The sequence below is a fragment of the Pseudomonas sp. GV047 genome, from assembly GCF_003058245.1.
Lineage (GTDB): Bacteria > Pseudomonadota > Gammaproteobacteria > Pseudomonadales > Pseudomonadaceae > Aquipseudomonas > Aquipseudomonas marginalis.
In genome coordinates, this window is the sequence record NZ_QCWA01000001.1 from 148,308 (window position 1) to 167,219 (window position 18,912).

An 18,912-nucleotide genomic window follows, 5' to 3' on the forward strand; every position below is an offset into this window, starting at 1 on the left:
CACTCATGGACACCAAACTGCTCGACATCCTCGCTTGCCCGATCTGCAAAGGCCCGCTCAAGCTCAGCGCCGATAAAACCGAGCTGATCAGCAAGGGCGCCGGCCTGGCGTACCCGATCCGTGATGGCATCCCGGTGATGCTGGAAAGCGAAGCCCGCACCCTGACCACCGACGAGCGCCTGGATAAATGACCACAGCCTTTACCGTTGTCATTCCTTCCCGCTACGCCTCGACACGCCTGCCGGGCAAGCCACTGCAACTGATCGGCAGCAAGCCGATGATCCAGCTGGTGTGGGAGCAGGCCTGCAAAAGCAGCGCTGAGCGTGTCGTGGTGGCCACTGATGACCCGCGCATCATCGAAGCCTGCAAAGGGTTCGGCGCCGAAGCGGTGCTGACCCGTGAAGATCACAACTCCGGCACCGATCGCCTGGCCGAAGTGGCCACGCAGTTGGGCCTGGCGCCCGACGCCATCGTCGTCAATGTGCAAGGTGACGAGCCGTTGATCCCGCCGGGCGTGATCGACCAGGTGGCCGCCAACCTGGCCGCCCATGGTGAAGCGCGTATGGCGACCCTGGCCGAGCCGATTGAAGACATCGACACCCTGTTCAACCCGAACGTGGTCAAGGTGGTCAGTGATGTCAACGGCCTGGCGCTGACTTTCAGCCGTTCGACCTTGCCCTGGGCGCGTGATGCCTTCGCCAGGAACCCTGACCTGTTGCCGGAAGGGGTGCCGTACCGTCGCCATATCGGCATCTACGCCTACCGTGCCGGTTTCCTGCATGACTTCGTCAGCTGGGGGCCGTGCTGGTTGGAAAACACCGAATCCCTGGAGCAGCTCCGAGCCCTCTGGCACGGTGTACGTATCCACGTGGGGGACGCCTTGGAAGCACCGCCTGCGGGTGTCGATACCCCGGAAGACCTTGAGCGCGTCCGTCGCCTGCTGGGGGCCTGATGGAGGTTCTGTTTGTCTGCCTGGGCAATATCTGCCGCTCGCCCACCGCCGAGGGCGTACTGCGCCATAAATTGCGCGAAGCCGGGCTGGCGGGGCAGGTCGATGTTGCGTCCGCCGGCACCGGCGAATGGCATGTCGGCAACCCGCCGGACCCGCGCAGCCAACGTGCGGCGCTGGTGCGCGGCTACGATTTGTCGGCCCAGCGGGCCCGGCAGGTCTCCCGCGCCGACTTTGCGCGCTACGACCTGATCCTGGCCATGGACCACAGCAACCTGCGCAACCTCAAGGCCATGCAGCCCGGCCAGGGCAAGGCGGAGCTGGACCTGTTCCTGCGCCGCTATGAGGCTGAAGTGGACGAGGTGCCGGATCCCTACTACGAAGGTGAACAAGGCTTCGAACGGGTCCTGGACCTGATCGAGCGGGCGTGCGATTTACTGGTGATCGAATTGAAGGGACGGTTATGACCTTGCAAGTGCGGACGCAGGTGTCGCTCAAGCCATTCAATAGCTTTGGCATTGATGTGCGTGCCCAACTCTTCGCCGAGGCCCGCAGTGACGTCGATGTGCGCGAGGCACTGGCCTATGCGTCGACCCGGGCGTTGCCCTTGCTGGTGATTGGCGGTGGCAGCAACTTGCTGCTGACCCAGGACATTCCTGCCCTGGTGTTGCGTATGGCCACCCAGGGCATTCGGGTGCTTCAGGATGATGGCATGCAGGTGGTGGTCGAAGCCGAAGCCGGCGAAGCCTGGCACCCGTTTGTACTGTGGACCCTGGAGCAGGGCTTCTGCGGCCTGGAAAACCTCAGCCTGATCCCCGGCACCGTCGGTGCTGCCCCCATGCAGAACATCGGTGCCTACGGCGTGGAGATCAAGGACGTCTTTGCCGGCTTGACCGCCCTCGATCGCCAGACGGGCGAGTTGCGTGACTTCAGCCTGGAAGAATGCAACTTTGCCTACCGCGACAGCCTGTTCAAGCACGAAACCGGGCGCTGGCTGATCCTGCGGGTACGCTTCGCCCTGAGTCGCGCCAGCCGCCTCAAGCTCGACTACGGCCCAGTGCAGCAGCGCCTGGCAGGGCAGGGGATCACCGAGGCGACACCGAGCGATGTCAGTCGCGCGATTTGCAGTATCCGTAGCGAAAAATTGCCCGACCCGGCAGTGCTTGGCAATGCCGGCAGCTTCTTCAAGAACCCGCTGGTGTCCAAGGCCCTGGCTGAAGAGTTACAGGCGCAGTATCCGGACCTGGTAGCTTACCCGCAGGCGGATGGGCAGATGAAGCTGGCCGCTGGCTGGCTGATCGACAAGGCCGGCTGGAAGGGCTTTCGTGACGGCGATGCCGGCGTGCATGTCCTGCAGGCGCTGGTGCTGGTCAACTATGGCGGCGCCACAGGGCACGATATTGCCAACCTGGCCCAGCGTATCCAGCGCGACATCGCCCAGCGTTTCAAGGTCGAGCTGGAAATGGAACCCAACCAGTACTAATGCAGTGAAAACAAAAATGCCCCGCATCTTTCGATACGGGGCATTTTTTATGCAACAAGTAAATCAGTCGTCGCGGCTCATGATGCCGAAGATCTGCAACAGGCTGATAAACAGGTTGTAGATCGACACATACAGGCTGACGGTCGCCATGATGTAGTTGCGCTCACCGCCGTGGATGATGGCGCTGGTCTGGAACAGGATGCACACGGAGGAGAACAGCACAAAACCCGCGCTGATCGCCAGTTGCAGGCCGCTGATCTGGAAGAACATGCCCGCCACCACCGCCGCCAGCAACACGAAGAAGCCCGCGGTGATGAAACCACCCAGGAAGCTCATGTCCTTGCGGGTGACCAGCACGTAGGCCGACAGACCACCAAACACCAGGGCGGTCATGGCAAACGCCGAGCTGACCACTTCCGCACCGCCGGCCATGCCGAGGTAACGGTTGAGGATCGGGCCGAGGATAAAGCCCATGAAACCGGTCAAGGCAAACGCCGACACCAGGCCCCAGGCCGAGTCACGCAGCTTGTTGGTCAGGAAGAACAGGCCATAGAAACCGATCAGTACGACAAAGATATTCGGGTAGCCGACGTGCATCTGCTGGGCCACGAACGCCATTAAGCCGCTGAATGCGAGGGTAAGGGCGAGCAGTCCATAGGTGTTGCGCAACACGCGGCTGACTTCAAGCTGCTCAGCCTGCGCGTTACCATTCACTGCGTAATTCTGTTCGCGCATGGCGACACTCCTTCGGTTTTGAAACGTTCAGTCGCAAAGATCATAACAGACGCTCTGTAACAAGCGATGGCGAGAGTTTGACAGTGTGTTTCATTCGGGTATTATGGCGCCCGCTGAGACAGGATGGGCTATCCTAATCCTGTGATGCACAAGGGAAATTGGCAGAGTGGTTGAATGCACCGGTCTTGAAAACCGGCGAACGTTAATAGCGTTCCCAGGGTTCGAATCCCTGGTTTCCCGCCAAGATTCAAACGAAAGCCTCGCGAAAGCGGGGCTTTTGTGTTTCTGGGGTTTGGCGATCTTCTGCTTACTGTGCCCTGTAGCAGACTCGCGCAGCCAATACTGATGATTGCCGATGCAGCCCGGGACCTGAATCAAGCAATTGAAGCCACTTCCACTGGCTCATTTAATTCGTGGTTTTTCCAGCCAGCTTTTGCTCGTCATCTTTTTATTTTTTTACTACTATCGTTCATCTGCGCACTCAAGGAAGAGAGGCTGAGCGCCTTGAGGCTGGTAGAAAAATTACACTCGATCATTGAATGAGTTATTACTTTTACCCAGAACCTAACGACTCAGCCATCCGTAATTACCTCTTGGTGGAACCGATGGATAAAATGTGTGGCATCGTTGTAGTGGTAGGGCTTGCCCTCTCTGGATGCGCTACGAAAACTCCCGAAAAACCTGATGTGACTCCACCTCCTGCCGTCGTCCAGGAAGCACCGCCTGAGGTCGCACCTTCGACCCCAGAAAAGTGGACTGTGCGATACGAGGCTGCGCCTGCGAACGCCAGTGCTGACGCCCCGAAAGCAGCTTCTCCGGAGGCGGCTCAATCAGAATCAGAAACAAACTTGAACCAAAATCGCGCTGAGCAATGCCGTAAAGAACTGGATGTTTTAAAGGTCTACAACAAAGCGTCTTACGATAAATACGAGGCGCAATACCAGGCCATTGCTGCCAAGACTGCCAAATACATGGAAATTAAAGACTCATTGGGTCCCGATTTAAACTACATGGTTATGCCGGCTTATCAATTTCAAATTCGTGAGTTCTGCTTCCGAGTTAAGACCCGTCTGTCGGAGCTTGTGCTTCGCCAAGCCCGATAATGATTCCGCGTCCGGGGACGTCTTGTGCCAGCTAGGGAAACGCTGAAAAAGACTTCCATCTCGGGTGAAACAAGCGCTGCATTGTCCGAAAGATGACGAGGGTCCCAGGCGTGGTTTCCCGCCAGGACTTAAACGAAAGCCCCGCCTTAGCGGGGCTTTCGTGTTTCCGGCCCCAATGTCGCGAACGTTGTGAACCCGTTGGCATTAACCCATATGCGCAGGGAACGATGTTAATGGGCCATGTTCCAACCTGCCGTGCCAAGCCCGCCCAATGACGGCAGGGTTCAATCGTCCCCGCATAAACAGCGGTGCGCGCAACCCCATTACAAGGACGCAAGCGTTATGCAGTCATCCCCCTCCCAAGCGCCTTCCGCCACCGGCGAACTGATCGCCAGTTTCCGTCACGGCAAGGGTTTTCTGATTTTCAGTTTGATATTTGGCGTTGTGTTGTTAGGTCTCGCCGGGTTTGTGTTGTATCTGGGCACGATCCTGCCACCGGGCAATGAAGGGCCGGTCAGCCTCCAGACGTCCCGTGGCATGGCCTTCAGCTTCAGCAGCCCCCATACCTTGATTTACGCCACCAGCGCTTTGCTGGCGGTTCTCGGGCTGGGTGTATTTGCCGCTTACGCCTGGCACAGGAAACTGCGTGCGCCGCTTTACGACGTGTATGAGCATGGCATCGAGCGCATCATCAACGATCAGCGCGAATACACCGCCTTTGCCGAGATTGATGACCTGTATCTGTTCGGCTCCGGGCAAACCGTGCTGACCGGCATGATCACCAACGTGGCTTACCGTCGTAATGCCTCCGAGCCGTTTCATCGAGTGATCGAGAGCCTCAAGGGTTTTCACGATTTCCAGCAGTTGGTCCGTGAGCTGCACGTACGTGCACGTCTGCCGGGGGTGCTGGCGACGCTGGAGTCGGGTGGGGCAGTCAGGTTTAATTGCATCAGCTCCGGGCAGGTCTGGGGCAAGCGTGTCAGCGGCAACTTCCTCAAAATCACCACGACGCCGATTGTGGTGAGCCAGGATTTTCTCGAATACCAGGGGCGCAAGGTGCCGATGTCGTCGCTGCGTACCGTCGACCTTAACGCCTGGACCGAAAAGGTGGTGATCAAGGACGAGAGCGGCAAACCCGTGTTGTCGACCATCGCCACCGGCATTCTGAGCCACGACCTGTTCCTCAACACACTCGATGCCGTGTTTGCGGCTGAAGAGCAAGCACGCGAGCCGGCTTGAGCCAATCGTGTCATTCATGAGGATTAAACGATGATCTATCGCGGCGCAGGCTGGCTGACACTGTTCACGCCGGTGGCCATGGTGTTGTTGCTGATGGGGGTGTGGCCCGACCCCAGCGTCAAACCCGGCAATACCTCACTGATGCAACTGTTGATGGGGGTGGGGATTGGCTCGGCCATCAACACCGTGCTGGGCTTTGTCCTGAATCGGCAGGTGCATGAAGATGGCGTGCGCCATCACTTCTTTTTCATGCCCATGCAGTGGCCGGCGCTGGCGATCATGTTTGTCTGCGCGGTGATTGCCCTGCTCAAGTAAGGCCGCCCTTAGGCGGGCGTCCAACTAACGGTTTGAGGGGAACGCGAAGGTTCCTGGCTTTTCGCCCATTATTGAACGCTGCAACCCCTGGAGCCCGTTGGATGAACCGTCAAGACCCACCTCACCTTGTCGCCACGCTTCCCGGAGCGCCAAGCGCTGCAAGCCCTGTCGCGCACCCACCCACCTGGTATTACGGCCCGGATCTACCGAGCGTTGGCGGCAGTGGTCGGGGGATCCTGGGGTTCTACATTGCGCTACTGATGCTGTTGCCGGGCTACGGGGTGGTGATGTTGCTCCTGGCCGGGCTCGGAGCGCTGCAGGGCACGCCGGCCAGCGCTGAATCGAGTTTTACGACGTCGGCGCTCATCCTGTTCATGCTCGGTACCGCAGTGCTCATCGGTGCGATGTTTGCCTGGATGGCCTCTACGCCTCATGTGGAGGCCTTTACGTTCGATGAAAACCAGCAACTGCTCAGCCTCACGGTTATCCGTCGTGGCCGCGGGCCCTACGAAGTGCGGGTGCCATTCAGCAACATCATTTACGTCTGCCCCTACGTCCTCGCCCGGTTTGATCGCCATGGGCATTTCCACCTCGTGGGTCAGGGACCCAAGGACAAGGTTTTCGAATATCGGTTGGGTGAGGGGATCTCTCTGGACGAAATGGCGTTTCATGCTGAGTGGTTGCGGGGAATGATAGGGGCGCGGATGCACGAACTGGTGAATCTGGATAAATGAAACATTCGCGTTAATACCAGACGCGTAGTGTCGGGCCGTCCGCGCTTGAAACCCGCGCGAACGCTACTGCGGCAGCAATGGCATTTAAGTTGATGGGCCCAAATACAGGGCGAAACCTGCCCCAGCCACACGCGCAGCTGATCTTAAAGGCAGTGAACCATGGCTCAGCAGAAAAGCTGAGCCACCGATAGCAGGCAAATCACCTGGACAAAAATCTGAGCTCGAATGGGATGTTTCATCTGTGCGACCCTCCTGTACAGCTGCGGGGGGAAGTGCCGTGCGCGATGTAGATCCTCCCTGGATCGCCAACAACACTCGCAACTGTTCCATTGAGTATAGGCCCTGAAACGAATCTTTCACGATTGGGCCGATTCAATCCGCTGCGGGCTCTGCTTACAACTATCTGCCCAGCCCATTGCACTTTTTTTCATTTATCCAATCTATCCTTGTCCCAGCCCTGCCGATTTCCCGCGTGGGCAAAAGAACCAGATCGGGTGCCGATGGATCGCACGTTACTTTTATTCAAGACTCGACGAGTGCCTCGGCCCCTGTGGCTGGCCGTGGTGTTGATACTCTGCGCCAGTGGCTGCACCCAGCAGCAGGGGCGGGACATCGCCAAGCAGTTCAGCGATGGCAAACCCGATGAATTCTTCCAGACCAGTGTCGATCGCATGGCGACCCTGGGCATGCGCGACAACTTGCAAAGCCTGTATTTGCTCATGAACAAGCTCTATTTGCGCAACCCCAACCAGTGGCGCCAGTCGGGTTATCCCGATGCGGTAAGCGCTGCGCGGGAGATCCGCCTGGCCATTGAGCAGCGCCGCTCATTGCCCGCCCTCGGGGAGCGTCGCGACCTGGCAGCGCTGAGCTACTCCTTGAGCCCTGAGTTTCAGGGCGACCGGGTCGGGGCGTTTATCTATGCCATCGGCAGTATGATCGTGACCGCCCACGGTGGGCGTACCGAGTTCTACATTACCGACTCGATCAACCCGCAGTTCGTCAGCAATGCCGCGCGCAATATCGAGAAGGCCACCTGGCTGCTCAGCAAGCGCCAGGATGCAAACGGTGTCCTGCTCCTGTTTTCCAACGAGATCTCGGAGGAGGGCAGCAACCTGAGTTTCGCCGTCGAGTTCGGCAAGATTGTTGCGCGTCTGGACCTGTTGACCCAGATGCTCGACGAACGCTACCGCCGTATTGGGCTTAACTATGCACAAAGCCTGTTGTTGATGAATTTCCTGCCGGTGCAGTAATTGGGTTGTTCGGTATGCTGTTTCTCCTTTGGATGTAGGAAGCGGCCTATCTTGCATTCCGATGCTTGAAACACCTCCCTGTGCGCAATAGCCTCGGATTTTTCTGAAAAAACGAGGCCCTACCTTGGGTAAGCGAAAAACGGCTTGGCCGACGGACCGCGAAATACGCCTGCGCTTTATCCTTTTCGCTGTGATCGACGCCGCGAGCGTTCACGGCGTCCCCTCTGAGCTGTTGCTGCCCGCGCATAAATTGCTGCGAGACTCGCCGACAGAGGCGCAGTTGCTCGCCGCCCTGGATGAAATTCTGGCCGCTGATGAAATGCATGGGTTCAGGTTGCCACCGGGGTCGGAGGCCGATGAATTGATGCAGTCGCTGGAAAAGCCCGACGGCTAGGCTCATCCGTTAGACCGTTTATTTCCTTAAGATTGGACGAGATTCCTCAATCGAATATCCATGACGTCCATATCCGCCAGGTAACGGATATAAGTAACGCAATAGCGTCCTAATAACTGTTATTACGCCAAATACCGCTGTCTTGTTCGACTAAGCGTGCCTGGGAACACCCGTTCCTGCTGCTCTGCCGGCGTCTTGCGCAGCCTTCAGGTCTCTCTAGAATCGGCGCCAGAACCTAGCCATTTCCTGTCGATTACGGAGTTTCGAACATGATGAATGCAATGCAGATGCCGATGAACACCTCCATGCCAATGATGCCGATGATGGGCATGCCGATGATGATGGCCACCATGAAATGCGAAATGGCCGCTGACGCCATGATGTGCACCATGAAGCCGGCAGCCGGCATGGACATGGCCCAGTTCAAGACCAATGCCGAAATGATGGCGATGATGATGAACTGCGGCATGCCGATGATGATGCAGTGCGCCAACCTGTCGATGATGTGCATGTCGGCGGACGCCATGGCCATGATGACCGGCATGAACATGATGCCGATGATGGGCATGCCCATGCCCATGATGAAGTGCGTCATGGAATGCACCATGATGGCCGACGGCATGATGTGCAAAATGATGCCGATGCCGGGCATGAGCATGGACATGATGAACAACTGCTGCATGCTCATGAACAAAATGATGAACGACTGCGCCATGCCCATGATGATGAGCTGCAACGGCATGCCGATGATGTGCTGCACCTGCTGACAGGTCCCGCGCGATGAATAAACGCCCCGATAAGTCGGGGCGTTTTTTTTGCCGTGATTAATCCAGCCGCTCGGGGTAGGTGATCACCAGGAACGCCACGGCTTCGCTGTCCGCCGGGTTGCGGTAGCGGTGGGGCTGGTCGGCGTAGAACAGGATTGAATCGCCCGTGGACAGCAGGTAGCGCTCGTCATTGACGCTGACTTCCAGTACGCCTTGGGCCACCACCAGGTTTTCCTGGATGCCCGGCCCGTGGCCTTGGGAGACTTCCTCGCCGAGTGCCCGCAGGCGAATCTCGTAGAACTCGGACTGGCGTGCCGTATCGTAGGGAAACAATGCGCGGCTGATAAACGCGCCATCGGCACTCACCAGGCGCTTGCTCTGCTGCGCCGGCAACACTTCCACTCCTTCGAACGCGCGATCTTCCAGGAACGCCGCCACCGACACCTTCAAGCCCTTGGCAATTTTGCACAACACCTTGATCGACGGCACGCTGCGCCCGGATTCGATCTGCGCCAGCATTGCCCGGCTCACGCCGCAGGCGCGTGCCAGGGCGTCCAGTGACAAGTACCGTTTGCTGCGCAGGCGTTGCAGGTTATGCGCCACGCACAGGCTGATCACATCGTCATCGGTGTTGGGCTTGGGCAGCGGTTCGGGCGGTTCGGGAATCACATGCAGGAAATTCATTGGCCTACGCCCGGCGTGTATCGCTGGGCGTTGCGGCGTGGGTGGTAAACACCGCCAACCCTGCGCGCGCTGCGTACATCGCCCACATCAACTCGGCCGCAGCACGTGCCTGGCGGCGTTTGCGGTGGAGGGTAAAGTCGATGACGGTGGCGGATGCAGGCATGGGAGGCGATCTCGTAGGTGACTCGATGGCTCCACAGTAATGGGTACTGGTTATTTCTTTAAATACTGAGTTTGCATGTATTAATTCGATTTTGGACTTAAAAAATAAATCCGATCCGACGCTGTTGTGGGAAGCGTCTGGTCCGTTATCAAGGCGTGACTTGGCGGGCATCGTTGTCTTCCCATCACTGTTCGCGTGACGGCCCAGCCTTTCACGCCCCCGAATTCCAAGGATCCGCCCATGCTGCTGCGCCCACCTCCGTTCCTGTTTGCCGCCCTGACCTTTAGCTCCCTGGTGCACGCCGAAGACCTGCAATTGGCACCGGTCGAAGTCACCACGCCCGAGGCCGGCGCCGGCGAAGTGGCCCAGGCGCAGCTCAAGAGCGTGCCCGGCGCCACCAATTACATCGACATGAGCAGCGTGCAGCAGGGGCGGGTGAGTACCAACGAAGACGTGTTCAAGTACCAGCCGGGTGTGTATGCCAAGGCGGCGAATAACGAAGGGGTGAAGCTGTCCATTCGCGGTTCGGGCTTGAACCGCAGCCCAGGAGCCCACGCCTCCGGGCTCTATGAGATGTTCGATGGCTTGCCGCTGACCGGCCCCGGCGGCACCCCTTATGAACTCAAGGACCCGCTGTGGCAAAGCCGCGTCGAGGTGCTGCGCGGCGCCAACGGTTTTGATCAAGGCGCGTTGGCCCTGGGCGGCGCGGTCAACTACGTGACCCATACCGGCTACGATGCGCCCAAGCTGCAAGTGCGCTACGAAGCCGGCAGCCGTGGCTATGCCCAGCGCGAGATCAGTTCTGGCCAGGTGCTGGGGGATGCCGACTACTACTTCAGCCTCACCGACTCGGAATCCGACGGCTACCAGCGCCAGAGCGCCGCCACCGGCAAGGGCATGGCCGCCAACTTCGGCTACCGCTTCAACCCGGACCTGGAAACCCGCTTTTATTTCCGCTACCGCGAAACCACCAACGACACCCCCGGCAAACTCACCCGCGCCCAGATCAGCCACGACCCGCGTGCCGCCAACAGTCTCAACGTTGCCCGCGATTCCAAGCGCCTGCAACCGGGTTCCACCTGGATCGCCAACAAGACCACCTTGCAGTTGGACGACAATTCGCGCCTGGAAGTCGGGCTGGCCTATCACGATTACCCGATGGACCTGCGCGAAGGCACCAACCGTCTCAAGGTGGCCTACACCGATATCAGCAGCACCCTGAATTACATCCGCCAGGACACGCTGTTCGGCCACGACAGCAAAACCACCCTCGGCCTGCGCACCACCCAGGCGATGCCCAACAACGGCACGTCGGAATACGTGCGCACGCCGGCCGGCAACACCGCAACCTATACCCCCGGCACCAAGACCCGCGACTACAGCTACCTGGGGTCCGACACCGTGCTGCATATCGGCAACGACCTGGAGCTGGTCCAGGACCTGTGGCTGACCACCGGCCTGGCCGCGATCTACACCCGCCGTGAGACCCAGGTCACCTATCCCGAAGGCCAGGCACCGCTCAGCCAGCATGACTGGGACTACGCGCCGCGCATCGGCCTACGCTATGACTTCACCCCGCAGCTGCAGGTGTACGGCAACCTGAGCCGCTCGGTCGAGCCGCCGCATGCGTGGTCGATGATCTGGGGTTCCAACAAGTACTTTCCAGCGGGCAGCGGCCCGGCCACTGGATTACAGCGCGAAGGCGTCAGCCTGAAAAACCAGACCGCCACCACCCTGGAAATCGGTGGCCGTGGCGAAGCATGGCTCGGCCAGTGGGACCTGGCGCTGTACCGCTCCGAAGTACGCCATGAACTGCTCACCGTGGAAACCCGGGCCCAGACCTCGACCAGCAATGCCATCCTCGCCGAGTCCAACGCCAGCCCCACGGTGCACCAGGGCGTGGAACTGGGCCTGCTCAGCCCGCTGTGGGACGGTGGCCGCAGCGGCAAGCTCGACCTGCGCCAAGCCTATACCTTCAGCGACTTCCACTACCGCGACGACGACCGTTTCGGAGGCAACCGCTTGCCGGGCATCCCCCAGCACTACTATCAGGCGCAACTGCGCTATAGCCACCCGACGGGTTTCTACACCGGCCTCAATACCGAGTATTCCTCACGGGTGGCGGTGGACTACGCCAATTCCTATTACGCCGCGTCCTACACCCTTCTGGGCGCGACCTTCGGCTACGACGCACCCAAGCAGGACTGGCAAGCCTGGGTCGACCTGCGCAACCTCACCAACCGTCGCTACGCCAACACCGTCACGCCGGGCTACGACGACAAGGGCCTGGATGTCGCACGCTCAACCCCGGCCGATGGCCGCGGGATCTACACCGGTGTCTCATGGAGCTGGCGCTAAGAGGACACACAGTTACCTGCTGCATGGAGATCAAACTGTGGGAGGGGGCTTGTGCGCCCCTTGCCCCACTATCGTTTTACTGGCATTGTTTGCGCAATTGGTAACTCTTCCCATTTGAGACTCTTTTGCGCATGCATGACATTCCGGCCGAGCTGGGCGATTCAGTGCGTCAGCAGACCCTTACGGCGATGTACCGCGAGCACCACGGCTGGTTGCAAGGCTGGCTGCGCAGAAAACTGGGGTGTTCCCAGCACGCCGCCGACCTGGCCCACGATGCCTTCATCCGTGTGCTGATGCTGGCCGAGCCGCAAAATATCCAGGAACCCCGGGCCTTCCTGGCCACCACGGCGGGGCGCCTGCTGATCGATGGCGCCCGGCGTCGACGCATTGAAAAAGCCTACATGGAAGCCCTGGTGATCCAGGGCGAGGATGCCGGCATGCCCGACCCGGCCGCGATCCATGTGGCCCTGCAAGCCCTGGAACGCATCGCCGAAATGCTTGCCGGCTTGCCCGCCAAGGCTCGCGAAGCCTTCCTGTTGAGTCGCCTCGACGGGCTGACCTACAGCGAAATCGCCACGCGCCTGGAGGTGTCCGCCAGCACTGTCAAAAACTACATCTCCAGCGCCCTGGTGCACTGCTACCACAGCCTGCACGCGGCAGACCCGCTGGCATGAGTTCCGAACAGATCATCCAGCAAGCGGCGAATTGGCTGACCCGCCTGCACGACGAAGAGGTCAGCGACGCCGAGCGTCAGGCCTTCAACGCCTGGTGCCAGGCCGACCCTCGCCACGCGGTTGCCATCGACCGCATGCGCGCGCTGTGGGGCAGCCTCGATACCTTGCCTGCACAACCCGCACACGTGGCCCTGAACCGCGCATTTGCCCCGCGTCACGCGCGCGGTGCCCAGGCGATGGGCGTGCTCGGCGTATTACTCTGCGGCTGGCTGGGCCTTACGCACCTGCCGGTGTGGATGGCCGACCAGCGCACCGACGTGGGCGAGCGGCGCCAGATCGCTCTTGAAGACGGCAGCCAGTTGCAACTCAACAGCAACTCGGCGGTGGACGTGAAATTCGACGGCCACCAACGGGTGATCGAACTGCTGCAAGGCGAACTCTGGGTCGACGTGGCCAAGGATGCGCAACGGCCCTTCGTGGTGCGTACCGACCAAGGCACGGCGACGGCACTGGGCACGCGTTATTTGGTCAGGCGCGCGCCAGACGGCACGACGGTGGTGACGGTGATCGAGTCCACCGTGGGGGTCAAAGGGGACAGCAGCGAAGGGGTCAAGGTCACTGCCGGCCAGCGTTCGATCCTCGACCATGGTCGCGCCCAACCGCCCCAGGCCACCGACGACACCGACCCGGACGCCTGGACCCGTGGCCTGCTCAAGGTCAACGACCAACCCCTGAGCGAAGTGCTGCAAACCCTGGCCAGCTACCGCCACGGCCTGCTGCGCTTCGACCCCCAGGCCTTGCAGAACCTGCGGGTGACGGGGGTGTTCAAGCTGGATGACACGGCGGCGGCGCTGTCGACCCTGGCGGATAACCTGCCGATCCAGGTGGAGTACTTCACCGACCTGCTGGTGGTGGTCAAGCCGCGCTAGCGTTCGTTCTGGCGCAGGCGCTTGTACAGGGTGTTGCGGCTCACGCCCAGCTCCCGCGCCAGGTGGGAAATATTCCCGCCGGCGGCCTTCAAGCGCTGGGTCAGGTCGATGCTGGCATCCAGGTGTTCACTGGCGGGCAGTGGCGCCGTCAGGTTCAAATCGACAAAAAAATCGTCCGGCAGATGCTCCGGACGGATCGGCTGTTCCTCGGCCATCGCCAGCGCCACCTGCAGCACGCTGCTCACCTGGCGCAGGTTGCCGGGCCACGGGTGCTGTTCGAACAGCGCCAGCACCTCGGCGCTGAGCCCGGCCCATTGGCTTGGCTCCCGGTGTTGCTGCCACAGCTGCTGGAACAGCGCCCGCTTGTCGCTGCGCTCGCGTAACGGCGGCAATTCAAGGGTCAGGCCGCCGATGCGGTAGTACAAGTCCTCGCGAAAGCGCCCGGCCTGGACCTGCTCGCGCAAGGCTCGGTTAGTGGCCGAGATGATGCGCAAATCCACCGGGAACAACTCGCTGCTGCCCACCGGCTGCACACAACGCTCCTGCAATACCCGCAGCAGGCGCGCTTGCGTCGGCAGCGGCATATCGCCGATTTCATCGAGGAACAGCGTGCCCTTGTCGGCCTTGCGGATCAGGCCGATGCTGCCTTTCTGGTTGGCGCCGGTGAACGCGCCTTTTTCGTAGCCGAACAGTTCCGATTCCACCAGCTCGGCGGGAATCGCCGCACAGTTCACCGCGATAAACGCCTGCTGGCTGCGGGAACTGGCCTGATGCAGGGCCTTGACGAAGACTTCCTTGCCCACCCCGGTTTCCCCGTGGATCAGCAGCGGGATGTCCTTCTCCAGCAGGCGCTCGGCCTGGCGCACGGCTTTTTCCACGCGCACATCACCAAAGTGCAAGGTCTTCAGGCCAATCGCGGCGGGCTTTGGCGCAACGGGCTCGCTGAACACGCGGGCCTGCACCGGCATCTGCTTCGGCCGCTTCAGCAGGCACTGGAAGCGATTGCGTCCGGCCGCCTGCAGCGAAAAGGGCAGGCCCTCCGGCTGATTGAGCAACTCCAGCAGCGACACCTTGAACAGACTGTCGATCATCACCCGCGACAGACTGATGCCCAGCAGGTTGTCGGCCCGGCGGTTGGCCGAGAGCACCTGGCCGCTCTCGTCAAAGATCAGCAGGCCCGCCCATTGGCTGTCGAGGTTGCTCAGGCCGGTGTTGAAGGTCAGCTGGAAGTGTTCGCCGCGAAACAGGTTGAGGATCAGCCGGTTTTCCACGGTCTGGCTCATCATCTTGACCATGCCCAGGGTGTGGGAGGGCGGCAGGTAGCTGTCGCTGGACACATCCAGCACCGCGATGATTTCGCGCTGGGCATCGAAGATCGGCGCTGCCGAGCCGGTCATGAAGCGGTTGGCCTTGAGGAAGTGTTCGTCATGTTCGATATGCACCGCCTGGGCGCAGGCCAGCGCGGTGCCGATGGCATTGGTGCCGCTGGAACGCTCCATCCAGCTTGCGCCGGCGCTGAACCCCCGGGCCAGCTTGGGCTCGATAAAGCGCTGGGTGCCCCAGCTGGTCAGCACCTGGCCCTGGTTGTCGGCCAGCATGATCAGGCAGTTGGAATTGCTCAGGATGTTTTCGTAGTAGGGCAGGACTTCCTGGTGCGTGGTCTGCACCAGGGAATGCTGGCTTTCCAGCAATTGGCTGATGCCCTCGGCGGGCAGTTGATCGAAGCTGGGCGTGCTCTGGTGGTCCAGGCCGAAGGCGCGGCAACGGCGCCAGGATTCCTGGATAAGGGTGTCGTGAGCCAGGGGTTCGGCCATGGGGCGACCTTCTTTTTATTGTTTTGGGGTCTTGCACAATCAACGGATGCAACGAAGTCAATCGGGTTCAAAGAGTGTTGTTCATAACTGTTCATTGTCAACCCCCGGATTGTTCAGTTGTTCAGCCAGACCTGTTCATTTCTGTTCGCTCCTGAACATCACGTTCAACCCATTTCCTTGCGGATCAAGCACCTGCCGTTTTTGGCATGAAACTCGCTCTGACGACTGGCCAGATTCATTCCAATAATAAAAAGGTCGTGTCATGTCATTGACCCTGGAACATGTCTCCCGCGTCGTCGAAGGCCAAACCTGGATCGACGACGCCAACCTGCGCTTCGAAGCCGGCTCCTTCAACGTCCTGCTTGGCCGCACCCTGTCCGGCAAGACCAGCCTGATGCGCCTGATGGCGGGCCTGGACAAGCCCGACAGCGGGCGCATCCTGATGAACGGCGTGGATGTCACGCAAAAGCCGGTGCGCCTGCGCAACGTGTCGATGGTGTATCAGCAGTTCATCAACTACCCGACCATGACCGTGTTCGAAAACATCGCCTCGCCGTTGCGCCAGGCCGGTGTGTCCAACGAGCTGATCCAGAGCAAGGTGCTGGAAACCGCGCGGATGCTGCGCATCGAGAAATTCCTGCAACGTCACCCGCTGGAGTTGTCCGGGGGCCAGCAGCAACGCACGGCCATGGCCCGCGCGTTGGTGAAAGATGCCGAACTGATCCTGTTCGACGAGCCGCTGGTGAACCTGGACTACAAACTGCGCGAAGAGCTGCGTCAGGAAATGCGCGAGCTGTTCAAGGCGCGGCACACCATCGCCATCTACGCCACCACCGAACCGAACGAGGCCCTGGCCCTGGGCGGCACCACCACCATTCTTCACGAAGGCCGGGTGATCCAGAGCGGCAAGGCTGCCGAGGTGTATCACCAACCACAAACGGTGTTGGCCGCCGAGCTGTTTTCCGAGCCGCCGATCAACCTGATGCCGGGACGTATCAGCGGTAACGAGGTGAGCTTCGCCAATTTCGTGCACTTCCCGCTGAACGTCGACCTGCGCCCCATCGGCGAAGGCGAATTCCGCTTTGGTGTGCGCCCCAGCCATATCAGCCTGGTGCCGAGCAACGACGACGACCTCGAGCTGGCGGTGACCGTGGAAGTCGCCGAGATCAGCGGTTCGGAAACCTTCCTGCATGTGCGCAGCGAGCACTTCCTGCTGGTGCTGCACCTGCCGGGGGTGCATGAGTACGACGTCGACGCGCCGATCCGCGTGTACATCCCCACCCATAAACTGTTTGTGTTCGATGGCCAGGGCCGTTTGGTCCAGGCCCCCGGGCGCCGCGTCGCGAGGGTTGCCTGATGGCCGAGATCCATTTGCAGAACCTGGCGCACAGCTACAGTCCCACGCCGAGCGGCCCTGAGGACTACGCTATCCGGGCAATGAATCACGTGTGGGAGCAGGGCGGTGCCTACGCCTTGCTCGGGCCGTCGGGCTGCGGCAAGTCGACGTTGCTCAACATCATCTCCGGCCTGCTCAGCCCGTCCGAAGGGCAGGTGCTGTTCGATACCCGAGTGGTCAACGACCTCACCCCGGAAAAACGCAACATCGCCCAGGTGTTCCAGTTCCCGGTGGTGTACGACACCATGACCGTGTTCGATAACCTGGCCTTTCCCCTGCGAAACCAGGGCATGGCCGAGGCGAAAATTCACAGCAAGGTGCAGGAAATCGCCGAAGTCCTCGACCTGCAAAACCTGCTGAGCAAAAAAGCCCGCAACCTCACCGCCGACGAAAAACAGAAAGTCTCCATGGGCCGTGGCCTGGTGCGGGATGATGTGTCGGCCATCCTCTTTGACGAACCGCTGACGGTGATCGACCCGCACCTGAAGTGGAAGCTGCGGCGCAAGCTCAAGCAGATCCATGAGCAGTTCAATATCACCATGGTCTACGTCACCCATGACCAGCTTGAGGCCTCGACCTTCGCCGACAAGATCGCGGTGATGTACGGCGGGCAGATCGTGCAGTTCGGCACGCCCCGTGAGTTGTTCGAGCGGCCCAGCCACACCTTTGTCGGCTATTTCATCGGTAGCCCTGGGATGAATCTGATCGAGGTGCAGGCCGAGGCCGGTGGTGTGCGCTTTGCCAGCACGCTTCTGCCGTTGTCCGAGGCCTTGCAGCAACGCATTGCCGGCAGCGACTACAAGACGCTGCAGGTGGGGATCCGCCCGGAATTCATTCACGTATGGGACGAGTACAACCCTGACGCCCTGCAAGCCGATGTCACTCACCTCGAAGACCTCGGCACCTACAAGATCATGACCCTCAACCTCGACGGCGCCACCCTCAAAGTGCGCCTGGCCGAAGACAAACCGGTGCCCGAGGGCAGGGCGTCCATCAGCTTTCCCGCGCAGTGGCTGATGGTGTATGCCGACGATTACCTGCTGGAGGTGCAGCCATGAACAAGGTGCAGAACAACAAGGCCTGGTGGCTGGTGTTGCCGGTGTTCCTGCTGGTGGCGTTCAGTGCGGTGATCCCGATGATGACGGTGGTCAACTATTCGGTGCAGGACATCTTCGACCAGTCCAGCCGCTACTTTGTCGGCGCCGACTGGTACAAACAGGTGCTGCTCGACCCGCGCCTGCACGACTCGCTGCTGCGCCAGTTCATCTACTCGGCCTGCGTGCTGCTGATCGAAATCCCCCTGGGCATCGCCATCGCCCTGACCATGCCGACCAAGGGCCGCTGGTCGTCGCTGGTGCTGATCATCCTCGCCATTCCGCTGCTGATTCCGTGGAACGTGGTGGGCACCATCTGGCAGATCTTCGGCCGCGCCGATATCGGCCTGTTGGGCTACAGCCTCAACGCCCTGGGCATCAGCTACAACTACGCGGCCAACACCATGGACGCCTGGGTCACCGTGCTGGTGATGGATGTGTGGCACTGGACCTCACTGGTGGCGCTGCTGTGTTATTCCGGGCTGCGAGCGATCCCGGATGTGTACTACCAGGCCGCACGTATCGATCGGGCTTCGGCGTGGGCGGTGTTCCGGCATATCCAGTTGCCGAAGATGAAAAGCGTGCTGCTGATCGCGGTGATGCTGCGCTTCATGGACAGCTTCATGATCTACACCGAGCCCTTCGTCCTCACGGGGGGCGGGCCGGGTAATGCCACGACGTTCCTCAGTCAGACGCTGACCCAGATGGCCGTAGGCCAATTCGACCTGGGCCCGGCGGCGGCGTTTTCCCTGGTGTACTTCCTGATCATCCTGTTGGTGTCCTGGCTGTTCTACACCGCCATGACCCACTCCGACGCCAACCGCTGAGGCC

22 protein-coding genes and 1 tRNA gene are annotated in these 18,912 nt (G+C 60.5%); 18 read left to right on the top strand and 5 right to left on the bottom strand.

Annotation, left to right across the window (positions count from 1 at the left end; genetic code table 11):
* The first annotated feature begins 5 nt into the window (after positions 1-5).
* Genes C8K58_RS00705 through murB form a run of 4 tightly spaced genes read left to right on the top strand, consistent with a single transcriptional unit; the run spans position 6 to position 2,432 of the window.
* The gene (locus C8K58_RS00705; RefSeq protein WP_003174668.1) at positions 6-191 is read left to right on the top strand and encodes a Trm112 family protein; all 186 of its coding nucleotides are present in this window, start codon (positions 6-8) and stop codon (positions 189-191) included.
* Positions 188-952, top strand: a complete 765-nt coding sequence (gene kdsB, locus C8K58_RS00710; RefSeq protein WP_065927093.1) for a 3-deoxy-manno-octulosonate cytidylyltransferase — start codon at positions 188-190, stop codon at positions 950-952. Before C8K58_RS00705 ends, kdsB begins: the two co-directional genes overlap by 4 nt.
* Positions 952-1,416 (top strand): low molecular weight protein-tyrosine-phosphatase, encoded by a 465-nt coding sequence (locus C8K58_RS00715; protein WP_027607316.1) that lies wholly within the window; start codon positions 952-954, stop codon positions 1,414-1,416. Before kdsB ends, C8K58_RS00715 begins: the two co-directional genes overlap by 1 nt.
* Positions 1,413-2,432: a UDP-N-acetylmuramate dehydrogenase gene (murB, locus tag C8K58_RS00720; protein WP_108572697.1), complete on the top strand. Its 1,020-nt coding sequence runs from the start codon at positions 1,413-1,415 to the stop codon at positions 2,430-2,432. The genes C8K58_RS00715 and murB overlap by 4 nt, the downstream gene beginning before the upstream one ends.
* A 63-nt stretch (positions 2,433-2,495) precedes the next feature.
* Here the strand turns inward: murB and C8K58_RS00725 are convergent, their stop codons facing one another.
* Positions 2,496-3,167 carry a Bax inhibitor-1/YccA family protein gene (locus C8K58_RS00725; RefSeq protein WP_027607314.1) on the bottom strand — a complete coding sequence of 224 codons (672 nt, stop codon included), beginning with the start codon at positions 3,165-3,167 and terminating at the stop codon, positions 2,496-2,498.
* Between the two features lie 152 nt (positions 3,168-3,319).
* On the opposite strand from C8K58_RS00725, the gene C8K58_RS00730 reads away from it, so the two are divergent.
* The 8 genes from C8K58_RS00730 to C8K58_RS00765 all read left to right on the top strand — a co-directional run bounded on the left by C8K58_RS00730 (position 3,320) and on the right by C8K58_RS00765 (position 8,202).
* Positions 3,320-3,410 (top strand) — tRNA-Ser (locus C8K58_RS00730).
* A 102-nt stretch (positions 3,411-3,512) separates the two neighbouring features.
* Complete coding sequence (locus C8K58_RS32575; RefSeq protein WP_139202111.1) at positions 3,513-3,710, top strand: hypothetical protein; 198 nt, start codon at positions 3,513-3,515, stop codon at positions 3,708-3,710.
* A complete protein-coding gene (locus C8K58_RS32595) occupies positions 3,707-4,270 on the top strand; it encodes a hypothetical protein (protein WP_227451610.1) in 564 nt (187 codons plus the stop codon). The genes C8K58_RS32575 and C8K58_RS32595 overlap by 4 nt, the downstream gene beginning before the upstream one ends.
* Before the next feature lie 342 nt (positions 4,271-4,612).
* Positions 4,613-5,509: a hypothetical protein gene (locus C8K58_RS00745; RefSeq protein ID WP_027607311.1), complete on the top strand. Its 897-nt coding sequence runs from the start codon at positions 4,613-4,615 to the stop codon at positions 5,507-5,509.
* Between the two features lie 30 nt (positions 5,510-5,539).
* The gene (locus C8K58_RS00750; protein WP_108572699.1) at positions 5,540-5,824 is read left to right on the top strand and encodes a hypothetical protein; all 285 of its coding nucleotides are present in this window, start codon (positions 5,540-5,542) and stop codon (positions 5,822-5,824) included.
* Between the two features lie 101 nt (positions 5,825-5,925).
* Positions 5,926-6,558 carry a hypothetical protein gene (locus tag C8K58_RS00755; RefSeq protein WP_108572701.1) on the top strand — a complete coding sequence of 211 codons (633 nt, stop codon included), beginning with the start codon at positions 5,926-5,928 and terminating at the stop codon, positions 6,556-6,558.
* Between the two features lie 500 nt (positions 6,559-7,058).
* On the top strand, positions 7,059-7,808 hold the full coding sequence (locus tag C8K58_RS00760; protein WP_027607308.1) for a hypothetical protein: 750 nt from the start codon (positions 7,059-7,061) through the stop codon (positions 7,806-7,808).
* 124 nt (positions 7,809-7,932) lie between these two features.
* Positions 7,933-8,202, top strand: coding sequence for a hypothetical protein (locus C8K58_RS00765; RefSeq protein WP_027607307.1), 270 nt, complete (start codon positions 7,933-7,935; stop codon positions 8,200-8,202).
* A 253-nt stretch (positions 8,203-8,455) separates the two neighbouring features.
* Here C8K58_RS00765 and C8K58_RS32480 read toward each other — a convergent pair whose 3' ends face one another.
* From C8K58_RS32480 to C8K58_RS32485, 3 genes are all read right to left on the bottom strand, one after another.
* A complete protein-coding gene (locus C8K58_RS32480; protein WP_027607306.1) occupies positions 8,456-8,962 on the bottom strand; it encodes a hypothetical protein in 507 nt (168 codons plus the stop codon).
* 64 nt (positions 8,963-9,026) lie between these two features.
* Positions 9,027-9,653, bottom strand: a complete 627-nt coding sequence (locus C8K58_RS00775) for a helix-turn-helix domain-containing protein (RefSeq protein WP_027607305.1) — start codon at positions 9,651-9,653, stop codon at positions 9,027-9,029.
* 4 nt (positions 9,654-9,657) lie between these two features.
* Entirely contained in the window at positions 9,658-9,816 is a 159-nt protein-coding gene (locus C8K58_RS32485; RefSeq protein WP_162844266.1) for a hypothetical protein, read from the bottom strand.
* A gap of 240 nt (positions 9,817-10,056) precedes the next feature.
* Between C8K58_RS32485 and C8K58_RS00780 the strand changes: the two genes are divergently transcribed.
* From C8K58_RS00780 to C8K58_RS00790, 3 genes are all read left to right on the top strand, one after another.
* Positions 10,057-12,174, top strand: coding sequence for a TonB-dependent receptor domain-containing protein (locus C8K58_RS00780; protein ID WP_108572703.1), 2,118 nt, complete (start codon positions 10,057-10,059; stop codon positions 12,172-12,174).
* 131 nt (positions 12,175-12,305) lie between these two features.
* The gene (locus tag C8K58_RS00785; protein WP_108572705.1) at positions 12,306-12,848 is read left to right on the top strand and encodes a sigma-70 family RNA polymerase sigma factor; all 543 of its coding nucleotides are present in this window, start codon (positions 12,306-12,308) and stop codon (positions 12,846-12,848) included.
* Positions 12,845-13,777, top strand: a complete 933-nt coding sequence (locus tag C8K58_RS00790; protein ID WP_108572707.1) for a FecR family protein — start codon at positions 12,845-12,847, stop codon at positions 13,775-13,777. Before C8K58_RS00785 ends, C8K58_RS00790 begins: the two co-directional genes overlap by 4 nt.
* Here the strand turns inward: C8K58_RS00790 and C8K58_RS00795 are convergent.
* Entirely contained in the window at positions 13,774-15,591 is a 1,818-nt protein-coding gene (locus tag C8K58_RS00795) for a sigma-54-dependent Fis family transcriptional regulator (RefSeq protein WP_108572709.1), read from the bottom strand. The two genes, C8K58_RS00790 and C8K58_RS00795, sit on opposite strands and share 4 nt — an antisense overlap.
* A 262-nt stretch (positions 15,592-15,853) precedes the next feature.
* On the opposite strand from C8K58_RS00795, the gene C8K58_RS00800 reads away from it, so the two are divergent.
* From C8K58_RS00800 to C8K58_RS00810, 3 genes are read left to right on the top strand one after another with little or no spacing between them, the layout of a single operon-like run.
* Positions 15,854-16,948 carry an ABC transporter ATP-binding protein gene (locus C8K58_RS00800; RefSeq protein WP_108572711.1) on the top strand — a complete coding sequence of 365 codons (1,095 nt, stop codon included), beginning with the start codon at positions 15,854-15,856 and terminating at the stop codon, positions 16,946-16,948.
* A complete protein-coding gene (locus tag C8K58_RS00805) occupies positions 16,948-18,045 on the top strand; it encodes an ABC transporter ATP-binding protein (protein ID WP_108572713.1) in 1,098 nt (365 codons plus the stop codon). Before C8K58_RS00800 ends, C8K58_RS00805 begins: the two co-directional genes overlap by 1 nt.
* The gene (locus C8K58_RS00810) at positions 18,042-18,908 is read left to right on the top strand and encodes a carbohydrate ABC transporter permease (protein ID WP_025858174.1); all 867 of its coding nucleotides are present in this window, start codon (positions 18,042-18,044) and stop codon (positions 18,906-18,908) included. The genes C8K58_RS00805 and C8K58_RS00810 overlap by 4 nt, the downstream gene beginning before the upstream one ends.
* Positions 18,909-18,912 lie beyond the last annotated feature (4 nt).

Bases quoted from the DNA above. Each gene is read 5' to 3' on its own strand.
- kdsB (WP_065927093.1), top strand. From the start codon at position 188: ATGACCACAGCCTTTACCGTTGTCATTCCTTCCCGCTACGCCTCGACA.
- C8K58_RS00705 (WP_003174668.1), top strand. From the start codon at position 6: ATGGACACCAAACTGCTCGACATCCTCGCTTGCCCGATCTGCAAAGGC.
- C8K58_RS00760 (WP_027607308.1), top strand. From the start codon at position 7,059: ATGGATCGCACGTTACTTTTATTCAAGACTCGACGAGTGCCTCGGCCC.
- C8K58_RS32575 (WP_139202111.1), top strand. From the start codon at position 3,513: ATGATTGCCGATGCAGCCCGGGACCTGAATCAAGCAATTGAAGCCACT.
- C8K58_RS32485 (WP_162844266.1), bottom strand. From the start codon at position 9,816: ATGCCTGCATCCGCCACCGTCATCGACTTTACCCTCCACCGCAAACGC.
- murB (WP_108572697.1), top strand. From the start codon at position 1,413: ATGACCTTGCAAGTGCGGACGCAGGTGTCGCTCAAGCCATTCAATAGC.
- C8K58_RS00725 (WP_027607314.1), bottom strand. From the start codon at position 3,167: ATGCGCGAACAGAATTACGCAGTGAATGGTAACGCGCAGGCTGAGCAG.
- C8K58_RS00750 (WP_108572699.1), top strand. From the start codon at position 5,540: ATGATCTATCGCGGCGCAGGCTGGCTGACACTGTTCACGCCGGTGGCC.
- C8K58_RS00790 (WP_108572707.1), top strand. From the start codon at position 12,845: ATGAGTTCCGAACAGATCATCCAGCAAGCGGCGAATTGGCTGACCCGC.
- C8K58_RS00715 (WP_027607316.1), top strand. From the start codon at position 952: ATGGAGGTTCTGTTTGTCTGCCTGGGCAATATCTGCCGCTCGCCCACC.
- C8K58_RS00810 (WP_025858174.1), top strand. From the start codon at position 18,042: ATGAACAAGGTGCAGAACAACAAGGCCTGGTGGCTGGTGTTGCCGGTG.
- C8K58_RS00800 (WP_108572711.1), top strand. From the start codon at position 15,854: ATGTCATTGACCCTGGAACATGTCTCCCGCGTCGTCGAAGGCCAAACC.
- C8K58_RS00805 (WP_108572713.1), top strand. From the start codon at position 16,948: ATGGCCGAGATCCATTTGCAGAACCTGGCGCACAGCTACAGTCCCACG.
- C8K58_RS32595 (WP_227451610.1), top strand. From the start codon at position 3,707: ATGAGTTATTACTTTTACCCAGAACCTAACGACTCAGCCATCCGTAAT.
- C8K58_RS00775 (WP_027607305.1), bottom strand. From the start codon at position 9,653: ATGAATTTCCTGCATGTGATTCCCGAACCGCCCGAACCGCTGCCCAAG.
- C8K58_RS00785 (WP_108572705.1), top strand. From the start codon at position 12,306: ATGCATGACATTCCGGCCGAGCTGGGCGATTCAGTGCGTCAGCAGACC.
- C8K58_RS00745 (WP_027607311.1), top strand. From the start codon at position 4,613: ATGCAGTCATCCCCCTCCCAAGCGCCTTCCGCCACCGGCGAACTGATC.
- C8K58_RS00755 (WP_108572701.1), top strand. From the start codon at position 5,926: ATGAACCGTCAAGACCCACCTCACCTTGTCGCCACGCTTCCCGGAGCG.
- C8K58_RS00795 (WP_108572709.1), bottom strand. From the start codon at position 15,591: ATGGCCGAACCCCTGGCTCACGACACCCTTATCCAGGAATCCTGGCGC.
- C8K58_RS00780 (WP_108572703.1), top strand. From the start codon at position 10,057: ATGCTGCTGCGCCCACCTCCGTTCCTGTTTGCCGCCCTGACCTTTAGC.